Source organism: Bifidobacterium ruminantium DSM 6489, assembly GCF_000770925.1.
GTDB lineage: Bacteria > Actinomycetota > Actinomycetes > Actinomycetales > Bifidobacteriaceae > Bifidobacterium > Bifidobacterium ruminantium.
On sequence record NZ_JDTK01000002.1, the window covers coordinates 19,515 to 32,254 of the forward strand.

At 62.4% G+C, this 12,740-nt stretch carries 11 protein-coding genes and 1 tRNA gene; 10 read left to right on the forward strand and 2 right to left on the reverse strand.

Annotation, left to right across the window (positions count from 1 at the left end):
- Positions 1-82 precede the first annotated feature (82 nt).
- From OU26_RS01185 to rplA, 6 genes are all read left to right on the forward strand, one after another.
- The gene (locus OU26_RS01185) at positions 83-1,306 is read left to right on the forward strand and encodes a pyridoxal phosphate-dependent aminotransferase (protein ID WP_033498801.1); all 1,224 of its coding nucleotides are present in this window, start codon (positions 83-85) and stop codon (positions 1,304-1,306) included.
- A 243-nt stretch (positions 1,307-1,549) separates the two neighbouring features.
- A tRNA-Trp gene (locus OU26_RS01190) sits at positions 1,550-1,625 on the forward strand.
- A 33-nt stretch (positions 1,626-1,658) separates the two neighbouring features.
- Positions 1,659-1,886, forward strand: coding sequence for a preprotein translocase subunit SecE (gene secE / locus OU26_RS01195; protein ID WP_026647080.1), 228 nt, complete (start codon positions 1,659-1,661; stop codon positions 1,884-1,886).
- Positions 1,887-1,910: 24 nt separating this feature from the next.
- Positions 1,911-2,720 carry a transcription termination/antitermination protein NusG gene (gene nusG / locus OU26_RS01200; protein WP_026647081.1) on the forward strand — a complete coding sequence of 270 codons (810 nt, stop codon included), beginning with the start codon at positions 1,911-1,913 and terminating at the stop codon, positions 2,718-2,720.
- Positions 2,721-3,114: 394 nt separating this feature from the next.
- Positions 3,115-3,546 (forward strand): 50S ribosomal protein L11, encoded by a 432-nt coding sequence (gene rplK, locus OU26_RS01205; protein ID WP_003807772.1) that lies wholly within the window; start codon positions 3,115-3,117, stop codon positions 3,544-3,546.
- Between the two features lie 14 nt (positions 3,547-3,560).
- Positions 3,561-4,253: a 50S ribosomal protein L1 gene (rplA, locus tag OU26_RS01210; protein WP_026647082.1), complete on the forward strand. Its 693-nt coding sequence runs from the start codon at positions 3,561-3,563 to the stop codon at positions 4,251-4,253.
- Positions 4,254-4,360: 107 nt separating this feature from the next.
- Here the strand turns inward: rplA and OU26_RS01215 are convergent, their stop codons facing one another.
- On the reverse strand, positions 4,361-5,140 hold the full coding sequence (locus OU26_RS01215; protein ID WP_026647083.1) for a helix-turn-helix domain-containing protein: 780 nt from the start codon (positions 5,138-5,140) through the stop codon (positions 4,361-4,363).
- 94 nt (positions 5,141-5,234) lie between these two features.
- On the opposite strand from OU26_RS01215, the gene OU26_RS01220 reads away from it, so the two are divergent.
- Together OU26_RS01220 and OU26_RS01225 are read left to right on the forward strand one after the other, a co-directional pair.
- On the forward strand, positions 5,235-7,304 hold the full coding sequence (locus tag OU26_RS01220; RefSeq protein ID WP_026647084.1) for a DUF6020 family protein: 2,070 nt from the start codon (positions 5,235-5,237) through the stop codon (positions 7,302-7,304).
- Between the two features lie 24 nt (positions 7,305-7,328).
- Positions 7,329-8,300, forward strand: coding sequence for a biotin--[acetyl-CoA-carboxylase] ligase (locus OU26_RS01225; RefSeq protein WP_026647085.1), 972 nt, complete (start codon positions 7,329-7,331; stop codon positions 8,298-8,300).
- Positions 8,301-8,372: 72 nt separating this feature from the next.
- Here the strand turns inward: OU26_RS01225 and OU26_RS01230 are convergent, their stop codons facing one another.
- Complete coding sequence (locus OU26_RS01230; protein ID WP_026647086.1) at positions 8,373-8,966, reverse strand: biotin transporter BioY; 594 nt, start codon at positions 8,964-8,966, stop codon at positions 8,373-8,375.
- 175 nt (positions 8,967-9,141) lie between these two features.
- Here OU26_RS01230 and OU26_RS01235 point away from each other — a divergent pair, with 175 nt between their 5' ends.
- Together OU26_RS01235 and OU26_RS01240 are read left to right on the forward strand one after the other, a co-directional pair.
- Positions 9,142-11,073: an ATP-binding protein gene (locus OU26_RS01235; RefSeq protein ID WP_026647087.1), complete on the forward strand. Its 1,932-nt coding sequence runs from the start codon at positions 9,142-9,144 to the stop codon at positions 11,071-11,073.
- A gap of 47 nt (positions 11,074-11,120) precedes the next feature.
- Entirely contained in the window at positions 11,121-12,716 is a 1,596-nt protein-coding gene (locus tag OU26_RS01240; RefSeq protein ID WP_193345891.1) for an acyl-CoA carboxylase subunit beta, read from the forward strand.
- The last annotated feature ends 24 nt before the right edge of the window (positions 12,717-12,740 follow it).

Sequence of the window (12,740 nt, forward strand, 5' to 3'; positions counted from 1 at the left end):
GACGCGGAGCCGACATGTGTTGATGCCGGAACGGAGCGGACGTGTGTCGTGGGGCTGTTGTTTTTCGCGTGCCGGGTCTAGCATGGCAACCATGACTATGGCTGACTGGCAGACTCTATCCGACCGTATCAATCACGTGGCCCCGAGCGCCACCCTGGCGGTCGATTCCAAGGCGAAGGCGATGAAGGCCGCCGGAATCGACGTCATCGGCTTCGGCGCGGGCGAACCGAACTTCCCGACCCCGGCGCCGATTGTCGCGGCCGCCGCGGCCGCCGTGCAGGATCCCAAGAACTATCGTTACACGCCCACGGCCGGCCTTCCCGAACTGCGCAAGGCCATCGCGGACAAGACGCTGCGCGACTCGGGCTACGAAGTCGATCCAAGCCAGGTCATCGTGACCAACGGCGGCAAGCAGGCCGTCTACGAATCGTTCCAGATTCTGCTCAACGAGGGCGACGAGGTCATCATCCCCACCCCGTACTGGACCAGCTATCCGGAAGCCGTGAAGCTCGCCGGCGGCGTGCCCGTGACCGTGTTCGCCGGCGCCGACCGCAACTTCGAGCCGAGCATCGAGGACATCGAGGCCGCGCGCACCGAACACACGAAGGCCATCATCGTGAACACGCCGAACAACCCGACGGGCGCGGTGTGGAAGCCGGAAACCGTCAAGGCCATCGCCGAGTGGGCCATCGAACACCACGTGTGGGTCATTTCCGACGAAATCTACGAACACTTGAACTATGACGGCGCCAAAACCACGTACATCGGCGCCGCGGTGCCCGAAGTGCGCTCCCAGCTGCTCGTGCTCAACGGCGTGGCCAAAACCTACGCCATGCCGGGCTGGCGCGTCGGCTGGATGATCGCCCCGGCCGACGTGGCCAAGGCCGCGTCCAAGCTGCAGGGCCACATGACCTCCAATGTAAACAACATCTCCCAGCGCGCCGCCATCGAAGCCGTGTCCGGATCCCTGGACGCCGTCTACGAGATGCGCGCCGCCTTCGACAAGCGCCGCCAGACGATCGTCGCCGCGCTGAACGACATCGAAGGCGTGAACTGCCCCACCCCGACCGGCGCGTTCTACGCATTCGCCGACGTGACCGCGCTGCTGGGCAAGCCGCTCGGCGCCAACAAGACCACGTTCGCCAACACCTCCGAACTGGCCGCCGTGCTGCTGGACGAAGGCCACGTCGCCGCCGTTCCGGGCGAGGCGTTCGGCGCGCCCGGCTACCTGCGCTTCTCCTACGCGCTTGCCGACGACGACCTGGTCGAAGGCATGCGCCGCATGAAGAACTGGGTCGAAGGCTGATTTCATAGGCATCCGTCCGGTCTTTTTCTTCGTCCATTGAATTCCGATGATTCGCGCTCTGGTGACATGCCGGTGTGCGAATCTTTTTTTCGTTGGAAAATAGCGGTTTTGCGGCAGTTTGTGTGAAACCGGTTGGACGAAGTCGCAAAAACCCGCTATTATTTCGACTTGGCGGTTTTGCCGCTTATCTCTTGCGTGGTTGTGTGAATTCTCGCCGCCAAGAGAAGGCTGCAGAGTTCACCTAGGGAAGTGGCGCAATTGGTAGCGCAACGGTCTCCAAAACCGTAGGTTGTGGGTTCGAGTCCCGCCTTCCCTGCCAAGCTTTTTACAACAAGCTCAGCGGAGGATCATCATGGCGAAGGCAAAGAGCAGCGAAAAGGCCGTTAAGCCGAACATCTTCATGCGCATTGGCTTGTTCATCAAACAAATCATCGACGAACTCCGCAAGGTAGTGACCCCGACCAGCAAGGAACTGTTCTTCTGGGCCCTCGCCGTGTTCATCTTCGTGCTGCTGCTCATGGCACTGGTCACCGGCATGGACTTCGGTCTGGGCAAGTTGACCCTGTGGATCTTCGGCTGATAACCAACGTGAAGGTGAAAGTGCATGACTGACGAAGTGTTTTCCGACAACCTCGACGAGGCCTCCGAAGCCGAGCGTGAGGCTGCTGCAGTGGCGGCGCTCCCGGCGGAAGGCGAAGCCGAGCAGACCGCCGAAGGCGAAGCCGCACAGCCCGAGCAGGACGCTCCGGCCGAGCAGAACACGGAAACCACTGAGGATGCCGAGGAACCCGAGCAGGATGCCGGCGCCAAGGCAGTCGAGGAATTCTCCAAGAGCCTGCGCGACCTCGAAGGCAAATGGTACGTGCTGCACACCTATTCCGGTTATGAGAAGCGCGTGAAGACCAACGTCGAATCCCGCGTGGCCAGCTTCGGTATGGAAGACAAGATCTTCCAGGTCGAAGTGCCGATGGAAGAAGTCGAAAAGCACACCGAAAAGGGCAAGAAGGTCATCACCCGCGTGCGTGTGCCCGGCTATGTGCTGATTCGCATGATTCCGGACGAGAACGCTCGTCGCATCGTGCGCGAAACCGAAGGCGTTACCGGCTTCGTCGGTCCGACCAAGGATCCGGCACCGCTGTCCCGCAAGGAAGTCGTCTCCATGATGGCTCCGATGATCGCTTCCGAAGCGCTCAAGGCCGCTGGCGACAAGCCGGCCGCAGCCAAGAAGCGCACCCTCGAAGTCTCCTACGCTCCCGGCGATCAGGTCACCGTCACCGACGGACCGTTCACCACCATGGCCGCCGTCGTCTCCGAAGTCGATCCGGCCACGCAGAAGCTCACCGTGCTCGTGTCCATTTTCGGCCGCGACACGCCAGTGGAGCTTGGCTTCAACCAAGTCGAAAAGCTTTCCTGAAATTCCATGGTGGCGCGTTAGCTGCGTTGCTCCTCAGTCGCGGTACCTTTGTACCGCTTCCTTCGGTGCGCCTTGCTACCGCGCGCATCATGAAATTTCAGACCGTTTGAGGATTGAGCGCCAGCTTCAGGCTTGCCGTGCTTTCGTACGGCTTCGCCTGGTCGCGCTGCTGGTTTATACGAACTCTTTTTCGAACCCCGCTTCGGCGGGGTTTTCTTGTATGCGATGTCGCTATGGACGTGCATAATGGAAAAGTTGTGTCTGGAGGGTTTTCTGCCCGAATCGCATGAAATCCGCTAGCACAGCACAGCAATATACGTTGCGGAAGGAACCGGACGCGGGAGACCTACTCCGGTGCCGCTAACCACCGCTTCACAGAAAGAAGAACCATACAATGGCTCCTAAGAAGAAAGTCTCGGCGCTTCTCAAGCTCCAGATTCAGGCCGGCAAGGCCAACCCGGCTCCGCCGCTGGGCCCGGCTCTGGGTTCCCATGGCGTGAACATCATGGACTTCTGCAAGCAGTACAACGCTGCCACGCAGGACAAGATGGGCCAGGTCATCCCTGTTGAGATCACCGTCTACGAAGATCGTTCCTTCACCTTCATCCTGAAGACCCCGCCGGCAGCAGCTCTGCTGAAGAAGGCTGCGGGCATCCAGAAGGGTACCGAGAACCCGCTGACTCACAAGGTCGGCTCCGTCACCAAGGCTCAGGTCCGTGAGATCGCCGAAATCAAGATGGCCGATCTGTCCGCACGCGACGTCGAAGCCGGCATGAAGATCATCGCGGGCACCGCCCGTTCGATGGGTATCACGGTTACCGACTGAGAGGAGAAGGACAAATGGTACAGCGTTCCAAGAAGTATCGCGAAGCGGCTGAGAAGGTCGATTTCAACAACCTTTACACCGCCAACGAAGCCATCGCTCTCCTCAAGAGCATGCCGGAGTACAAGTTCGATCAGACCGTTGAGGCCGTGCTGCGCCTGAACGTGGATCCGCGCAAGGCCGACCAGCTGGTCCGCGGTTCCGTGAACCTGCCGAACGGCACCGGTAAGACCGCCAAGGTTCTCGTCTTCGCTCGTGGCCCGAAGGCCACCGAAGCCCTCGAGGCCGGCGCCGACATCGTCGGTGACGACGACCTCGTGAAGAAGGTCGCCGACGGCTTCCTCGACTTCGATTCCGTCGTCGCCACCCCGGACATGATGGGCAAGGTCGGCCGCCTCGGCCGCGTGCTCGGTCCGCGTGGCCTCATGCCGAACCCGAAGACCGGCACCGTGACCATGGACGTCACCAAGGCCATCAAGGACATCAAGGGTGGCAAGGTTGACTTCCGTGTCGACAAGAACGGCAACCTGAGCTTCCTCATCGGCAAGATGTCCTTCACCGAGCAGGCTCTGGACGAGAACTTCAAGGCCGTCGCCGACGAAGTCAAGCGTCTGAAGCCGGCCACCGTGAAGGGTCGCTACGTCACCAAGGCGACCATCACCTCCACGATGAATCCGGGCGTCCCGGTCGATCCGTCGGTCATCGCCTGAGAACGACGTCATAACGCGAACTGACGCGTGACGCAAGCAAAGGACCCGCATCTGCCAACGCAGGTGCGGGTCCTTTGCTTGCGTCATATCCGTCGCGTCCGTCGCGATTAATGGTCGCGCATACGTCCGATCGCCAGAGCCGTGGTCAGCACATACGCGTCGCGCGGATCGGTGGCATCCCAGCCGGTCGTTTCGGCGGCGCGCTTCAGACGGTACCGCACGGTGTTCGGATGTACGTTCAGCTCCTTCGCCGTGTTCTCCAACGAACTGCCGTGCCTCAGGAACGTGGACACCGTCAGATAGGTGGGATCATCGGGATTGTCGCCGCGCAGCACCTGGTACACGTTCCAGTACAGTTCCTCGCGCGCGTAGTCATCGCCCAGCAGCGCGCGTTCCGGCAGTAGCTCGTCGTCGCGCAGCGGACGTGAGGGCTCGGGCAGCGCGGGAGCGGCCTGCAGCGAGAACATCGTCTCGCGAATCGCATGCGATGCCCCACCCACACCCGAACGGACGGGGCTCAGATACAGCGGTTCGTCCTCGCTGAAAGCCGGCATGACCGAAGTGCAGGTCACCTCCGGCGTGACAGCGTTCATTTGGCGGATCAGCGCCAGCAGAAAATGCCCGTAGGTGCCGATGACCACATGCTCGCCGCCCAAATCGCGAACCGCCTTGCGGATGTCAAGAGAAGCGGAGGCGATGCTGGCGGCCGGAACCCCGCCAATCGCAAAGCAATCGAAATCGCCCTGCCATCCGAGGACGTTCATCAGCGAAACCACGCGATCGTCCGTCATATTCGTCAACAGGCATTCGAAGGCCAGCCGTTCGATGGTCGCATCATCGGTATGCCCTGACAAAAGGTCGAGAATATCTGCCTGCTCGGAAATCATAATCGACCATTCTAGCCGTCATACCCCTTGAATCGCCGAACGTTTCCGTCGGCTGAGCTGGCCAATCCGGTCGCATTCGGGCAGTGACGGTAATATGCCGCTTATGAGCGAAAAGAAGAAAGCCGGAAAGGTGGCGACGGTCTTCAGCTGGACGTTGGGCGTGCTGGCATGCCTGTGGGTGGCGTGGTGTTGCGCCATCGGCCCGCTGTACTGGTTTGGCACGGGATTGTCCGGTTTCGGATGGAGCAACGCGGCGTACATGGCGATCGCCTTCGTCATTTCGTTTGCGATGCTGCGCGCCCTGGTCCGATACGGTCGCGGCGAACGCGTGCTGCCGAGGTATTTCGCCCGCCGTCACGAGAAGCTCCGCCATGAGATCGCGGGCACGCCCACGACGGTGCTGGGCATCATGTTGCGCCACCTGCACGATGCCGCGCACAGCCGTCCGGGGCGCGCCATCCACGCGGTGATCGTCTGGGGCGGCCGCAAATTGACGAGCTGCACCGACTGCTGGTGGAAGCTCATGCTGGTGTTCGTGATTGGCTGGCTGTGGGTTCCGACCACATTGCTTGCCGCGTTCGGCGCCGATATTCGCTCGCAGATCCGCGAATTCAGCTGGGTTCTGAACCAGTGGACGGGACTGAAGCAGCCGTACATCGGATTCTTCTCGTTCGTGCCAATGGACATCTATCCGACCGCGCATTACATGTGGCCGGCCAATCCCACGTATCTGACCGACCAGCACAATGTCGTGCTGACCGTCGTCTACGGCGCCTTCGCCGCGGTCTCCCGCTATCTCACCGATTCCAACGACGCCGGCATCGTCGTCTTGGCTGCGCTGCAATGGCTATTCGCCGCGTTCTGCTGCGCCGCCACCGCGAACCGCTTCTTCAACCTGCCGTGGCGCCGACTGGGCGTGGGCACGTTCGACTTCTCGCATCCGGAACGCCACGACTGCTGGAACATGCGCGATTTCACCCATCCCGAGGCGGGAGTGGTGGCACGCCCGTCCAGATTGCGCGCCGGAGCGAAGACGCGTTTCGTGATTCTGCTGTTCTTCATGGTGTGCCCGTTGTCGGTGTTCGCCACGATCTCGCTGACCAAATCGCCGTTGTTCGCCTTCGCGTTCGTCTGGTGGTTCGGCGTGTGGTACGAGCTGCACATGACGCATATCAAGGCGCTGCCCACCATCAACGGCAAGCCCATGAAGCTGCGCAAGCGCTCGCTGTGCGCGCTGTTCGCATCAAGCTGCGTCATGCTGATCAGCGCGAAGTACGCGTGGTACATCATCCTGTTCGCGGCGGTGCTGGCGCTGGTCAACGACCGCAAACGCTGGAAGACGTACGCGGTCGCGCTGCTGCTGCCGACCGTGCTCATCCACGGCGGTCTCGTGTATCTGGTGAACAGCGGAGCCATCATCGGCGGCGACCCGATCGAAAGCCGCGGCATCCAGCTGCAGCAGATCGCACGCGTCGCGAAATACAATCCGCAAGGCATCCCCGAGGACGCCGCCAAAAAGCTCGCCCCGATCTTCAACCTCGACCAGATGGCGGAATCGTACTTCCAGCAGGACGCCGATCCGGTGAAATCGTCGGGCATCCAATCCAAAAAGGTGAGCTATAAATGGCGCACCGTCACCGAAAAGGACATGGATAACTTCAACGACGCATGGTGGCAGATCGTTAAGGCGAACCCGCAGATCGCGCTCGACGCCTTCTTCGCCGAATGCTTCGGCTATTTCGACGTGGTCGACCTGCCGTACGTGTCCATGGACTATTACGTGAACAACGACTACGTGCAGTCCGACAACGAATGGATCCACCTGTACAACCACAAGTGGCGCGACCAGGTGGCCGGCTTCGCCAAGCAATGGGGGAACATTCCCGTGATCGGATGGGTGACGCACGGCAACCTGTACGTCACGCTGACGCTGATCATCGGTGCCGCGGAAGTGGTGCTGCGCCGGTGGCGCTCGCTCTCGTGGCATCTGCCGCTGCTGCTGCTCATGGGTGTGATGATCACCGCGCCGGCCAACAATTTCGAACGGCACATGCTTCCGGTTGCGTTCGTGTTCGGCTTCCTGTGCCTGCAATTCTGGCGCGAATCGTGTGCCGCGAGGATTGCCGCGGACAACGTGAGGCGGTTTGGTACGTGCAATGCGTAGAATAGGGGGAAGTAAGGAGCGAGAATGATGATTAAGGATTCCGCATTGACCATGCCCCGTACCTGCGTTGCCGCCGATATGGTGGTGGCGCTCGATTCGGTCGACTCCACCAACACCTACGCCGCGGAGCAATTGCGTGAAGGCCATTTATTCGGCTCCGAGAAGTACATCAGCGCTGATGGCTTCAGCATGTGCGATTGGACGGGCCGCGAGATCGTGGCGATATGCGCGGACGAGCAGACCGCGGGGCGCGGCAGGCTTGACCATCAGTGGGTCAGCGTGAAGGGCGAATCGTTCATCGTCTCCCTGGTGGCGACCGTTCCCGCCTCAATTGTGCGGGATACGTCCGTCAACGGATGGCTGCAGATGATCGCGGGGCTCGCCGTGCGCGACGCCGTCGCCGGCGTGGTGATCGACTTCGATGGCACGCTCGACGGAAAGATCGAATTGAAATGGCCGAACGACATCTTCGTCGGTGGAAAGAAGCTGGGCGGCGTGCTCGCGGAGATGGTGCCGCTCGCCGGAACCTCCGCGGCTGAAGAGCCCGATATGGACGGTGGTTCCGCCGGTTCCGCAGGCTCCGAGGAAGGCGCGTCCAAGGAGCGCGTTGGCATCGTATTCGGTATCGGATTGAATCTGGATGTGCCTGAAAGCCGTCTGCCGTCCGCCCAGGCCACGTCGATGCAACTGGTCGCGACCGGAATGCCGGATACCAGCATCCTGCGCGATGCGATCGCGGCGCGATTGGTCGAAGGATTGCGCAAACGTCTGACGGCCTTCGAGGAGGATCCTCACGGCGAGGCGGAGAGCGCGCTGAAGGAGATGACCGCGGCATGCTGGACGATCGGTAAGCCGTGCGAGGCGCATTTCGTGGACGGTGGCTCCCTGCATGGCACGGCGTTGTGGATCAACAGGGATGCTTCCATCACCATCAAGGACGAAAACGGCGATATGCACGTGGTGCATACCGCCGATGTGGGTGTCTTGGCAAAATAGCCTTCACATAGCCTTCAATGGCAGCCGATGGACGTCACGTGTCCACCGGCTGCCATCGCATATCATCGCAAGTCACCGAAGCTTGGCAAGTCCGGACGCGACGAGCGAGACGGCGACGGCCTTGATGCAATCGCCGATGACGAAGCCCATGGAAGCGACGGCCACGATCGGCAGAGCCACGCCAGTGATGGCGGACTGCACGATGAAGCCGAGCAGATAGTCGAGCACGATGCAGCCGGCCGCGCAGGCGAGCAGGTAGCGCGCGGCAGTCAGCGCGGCGTGCTTCGGGGAATCGACGTGCGCCTGGCCCTTCAGCAGCGAGGTGACGACGGCGGCCGGCAGGAATCCGATGAGGAAGCCGGCGCTCGGGCCGACCAAAGCCATGGTGGAGGCGCCGCCGGCGAACACCGGCAGACCCGCCGCGCCCGCCGCCAGATACATGAGCACCGAAGCTCCCGCCTGCTTCCACGGCAGCATCAGCGCGGCCAGCATGACCACGAACGTTTGCAGGGTGATCGGAACCGGAGTGCCGGGGATCGGCACCTCGCCGGCCATGGAGGCGGCCGCGAGCAGCACGGCGAAAAGCGCCGGCTTCAGAACGGCGCCGAACTTGCCTCCGGTGGCGTTCTTTGCTGTGGATGCGATGGTCAGAATTGCGTTGCGCATAATGGGATGCTCCCCCTCTCGACAGGTGACGAAAAAGCTGGTTCCGTCAAACAACGTTCCCCATCGTAGGTTTGCTAACTTTCGGTAACGTTTGTGGAGCCTTACAAAAAGAACTTGGATCTTTTGTGGGAAACGAGTTCGTCGTGTCGTGCCTCGACGGCCATAATTTGACACTATGCCTAGAAATGTCAACAAACTACTGGTGGCGAACCGCGGCGAAATCGCGCTTCGCGTCGTGCGCACCGCCCGTGAGATGGGGATTCCCACGGTCGCGGTCTACGCCGAACAGGACCGTCACGCGCAGTATGTGCGGATGGCCGACGACGCGTATCTGCTGTCCGGCGACACCTACAAGGACACGTACCTCAACGAGGATCTGCTTATCGACATCCTGCGTCGCAGCGGCGCCGACGCCGTGCATCCCGGATATGGTTTCCTCTCCGAAGTCTCCTCCTTCGCGCAGAAGGTTATCGATGCCGGCGCCACATGGATCGGGCCGAATCCGAAGGCGCTCGTCGACCTGGGCGACAAGATCACGGCCCGTCGCGTGGCCACCTTTGCCAAGGTTCCTCCGGTTCCCGGCATCTCCCATTCGATTTCCGATATGCGTCTGCTGCTCGATTTCGCGCACACGCACGGCTATCCGCTGATGCTCAAGCGCACCGATGGCGGTGGCGGCCGCGGCATCACGCTCGTGCACGACGATGACGAGCTGCGCGGCTTCTACATGAACCATGACGCGCTGCAGGGCGGCGATCTGGACGAGTATTTCGTCGAACGATTCATCGACAAGGGCCGTCATGTCGAAACGCAGTGCGGCCGCGATTCGCACGGCAACTTCACTGTGTACTCCACCCGCGACTGCTCCGTGCAGCGCCGCAACCAGAAGCTCGTCGAGGAGGCGCCGGCTCCGTTCCTGCCCGATGGCGTGCTCGAACAGCTGGAAACCTACTCGTGTCGTCTGTTCGACGCGGTCGATTACGTGGGTCTCGGCACCTGCGAGTTCATGGTGACCGAACAGGGCAAGGTCTACTTCCTGGAAGTCAACCCCCGACTGCAGGTGGAGCACACCGTCAGCGAGGAGGTCTGCGGCCTCGACTTGGTCCGCGAGCAGATCACCATCGCCAACGGCGGCGAGCTGACCATGGAACATCCGCTGCGCGGACACAGCTTCGAGCTGCGTCTGACCTGCGAGGATCCGGCCAAGAACCTGGCGCCGAGCTCCGGCACGCTGACCAAGCTCGCATGGCCGTCCGGCCCGGGCATCCGCGTCGATTCCGGCGTGGTGGAAGGCGACACCATCTCCCCGAAGTTCGATTCCATGATGGGCAAGCTCGTGGTCACCGCCTCCGATCGCGCCGCTGCCGTGGCACGCGTGCGCCGCGCGCTCGAGGAGCTCAAGGTGGAGGGTGTGCCGACCCCGGCGAGCCTGTTCGAGCAGATCTTCAACGACGACGAATTCGCCGCCGAGCATGGCGTGGCCTACGACGTGAGCACGAAGTGGCTGGAACGAAAGTACCTCAACAAGGAAGCCTCCTCCACCAAAGGCGGACAGCCGGCGTCCATGGCCGGCGCCGCCGGCGCGAAGGAGGCCGAGACGAAGGAATCCAGCGAGACCTTCGTCATCGAAGTCAACAACCATCGCGTGTCGCTGACCGTGCCGAACGACATCGTGGCCAATCTGACGGGCGGAGCCAAGGCGCGTGACGCCAAGCGCGCCATCCAGCCGCTGCGCGGCCAGGGGCTGCACCATGTCGAGAAGAAGCGGCAGACCGATGATGGACAGTCCGGTGTGATCGCCAGCCCGATGCAGGCCGTTGTCACGCGCGTCAACGTCGCCGAAGGCCAGGAAGTGGCCAAGGGTGATCTGCTTGTGGTGCTCGAATCCATGAAGATGGAGAACTACGTGTACGCGCCGGTCAAGGGTGCCGTCACCAAGATCTTCGTCGGTCCGGCGGCAGGCGTCGAGGCGGGGGAGACGCTGATGACCATCGACGTCGGCGGCTCTGCCAAGCCGGCCGATGCCGACGCCGTCGAAAATGGCGCCGCCCATGCCAATGCTGCCGAAGGCGACGCGGAATCCAAGACGGAAGGCGGTGCGAAGTGACCGACATCATCGCAAGTCCGGCCGTCAAGGAGGCCGTGAAGGTCGTCATGGAGCAGCAGGAGCATCACGGCGAGGACGCGGCCGCCGAAGCGCGCGCATCGCAGCCGATCCGCGCATCCGTGCTGCGCGCCGACCAGCTCGCGCACGAGGCCGAGGACCATGCCCGCGATCGTCAGCATGTGAAGGGCAAGCTGACCGCTCGCGAGCGCCTCGACCTGTTGCTCGACACCGGCTCCTTTGAGGAGATCGGCCGATTCCGCGGCGGAGACATCAACGGCGGTCGCGCGGGATCCGCGGTCATCACCGGCTTCGGCGAAGTGTTCGGCCGCAAGGTGGCCGTCTACGCGCAGGACTTTTCCGTCAAAGGCGGCACACTCGGCGTGGCCGAAGGACGCAAGATCTGTCATCTGATGGACAAGGCGCTCGACCTCAAGGTGCCGATCGTCGCGCTTATCGACTCCGGCGGCGCACGCATCCAGGAAGGTGTGGCCGCGCTGACCGAATACGGGCACCTGTTCCGCAAGACCTGCGATGCCAGTGGTTTCGTGCCGCAGCTGTCGCTGATCCTCGGCCCGTGCGCCGGCGGCGCCGTTTACTGCCCGGCCCTGACCGACCTGATTATCATGACCCGCGAGAACTCCAACATGTTCGTCACCGGCCCCGATGTGGTCAAGGCGGCCACCGGCGAAGTGATCAGCATGGACGATCTCGGCGGCGGCTACGTGCATAACGCCACCTCAGGCGTGGCGCACTACCTCGGCGAGGACGAGGCCGACGCGATCGACTACGCGCGCACCGTGCTCGCCTACCTGCCGTCCAACGCCGATCAGCAGCCGCCCGTCTACGCGTACGCCGCGACCCGCGCCGACCGTGATGTGGCCAAGCGCCTCGCCACCATCGTCCCGGACAACGACCGTCAGCCGTACGACGTGCTCGACGTGATCCGCTGCATCGTGGACTACGGCGAATTCGTGCAGGTGCATGAGCTGTTCGCCGCCTCCGCGGTGGTCGGATTCGCCTGCATCGATGGACATCCGGTCGGTATCGTGGCCAACCAGCCGAACGTCAACGCGGGAATTCTCGACGTGGACTCTTCCGAGAAGGTGGCCCGCTTCGTGCGGCTGTGCGACGCGTTCAACCTGCCGGTCGTCACCTTGGTGGACACCCCGGGCTACAAGCCGGGCGCCGAACAGGAGCATGCGGGCATCATCCGCCGTGGCGCGAAGGTGATCTACGCCTACGCCAACGCGCAGGTGCCGCTCGTCACCATCATCCTGCGCAAGGCCTTCGGCGGCGCATACATCGTGATGGGATCCAAGGCCATCGGCGCGGACCTCAACTACGCCTGGCCGTCCAGCCAGATCGCGGTGCTCGGCGCGGCCGGCGCGGTCAACATCATCCACCGCAAGGACCTGCAGAAAGCCAAGGACGCCGGCAAGGACGTCGAAGCGCTGCGGGCCAAGTACATCGCCGACTATGAACGCACCACCGTCAATGCGAACCTTTCGCTGGAAATGGGCGAGATCGACGCCATGATCGACCCCGAACAGACACGCGAGACCATCATCGAATCGCTCAGGCTGCTCGCCAGCAAGAAACGCGTCCGCAGAACCACCAAACACCACGGCAACCAGCCGCTGTGACGGCGCGACGTTACCGGGCAACGC

What these genes read in the sequence shown, in the direction of transcription:
- OU26_RS01240 (WP_193345891.1), top strand. Translation starts at nt 11,121, where the DNA reads ATGGAGCAGCAGGAGCATCACGGCGAGGACGCGGCCGCCGAAGCGCGC.
- OU26_RS01225 (WP_026647085.1), top strand. Translation starts at nt 7,329, where the DNA reads ATGATGATTAAGGATTCCGCATTGACCATGCCCCGTACCTGCGTTGCC.
- rplA (WP_026647082.1), top strand. Translation starts at nt 3,561, where the DNA reads ATGGTACAGCGTTCCAAGAAGTATCGCGAAGCGGCTGAGAAGGTCGAT.
- rplK (WP_003807772.1), top strand. Translation starts at nt 3,115, where the DNA reads ATGGCTCCTAAGAAGAAAGTCTCGGCGCTTCTCAAGCTCCAGATTCAG.
- nusG (WP_026647081.1), top strand. Translation starts at nt 1,911, where the DNA reads ATGACTGACGAAGTGTTTTCCGACAACCTCGACGAGGCCTCCGAAGCC.
- OU26_RS01220 (WP_026647084.1), top strand. Translation starts at nt 5,235, where the DNA reads ATGCCGCTTATGAGCGAAAAGAAGAAAGCCGGAAAGGTGGCGACGGTC.
- secE (WP_026647080.1), top strand. Translation starts at nt 1,659, where the DNA reads ATGGCGAAGGCAAAGAGCAGCGAAAAGGCCGTTAAGCCGAACATCTTC.
- OU26_RS01185 (WP_033498801.1), top strand. Translation starts at nt 83, where the DNA reads ATGGCAACCATGACTATGGCTGACTGGCAGACTCTATCCGACCGTATC.
- OU26_RS01235 (WP_026647087.1), top strand. Translation starts at nt 9,142, where the DNA reads ATGCCTAGAAATGTCAACAAACTACTGGTGGCGAACCGCGGCGAAATC.
- OU26_RS01230 (WP_026647086.1), bottom strand. Translation starts at nt 8,966, where the DNA reads ATGCGCAACGCAATTCTGACCATCGCATCCACAGCAAAGAACGCCACC.
- OU26_RS01215 (WP_026647083.1), bottom strand. Translation starts at nt 5,140, where the DNA reads ATGATTTCCGAGCAGGCAGATATTCTCGACCTTTTGTCAGGGCATACC.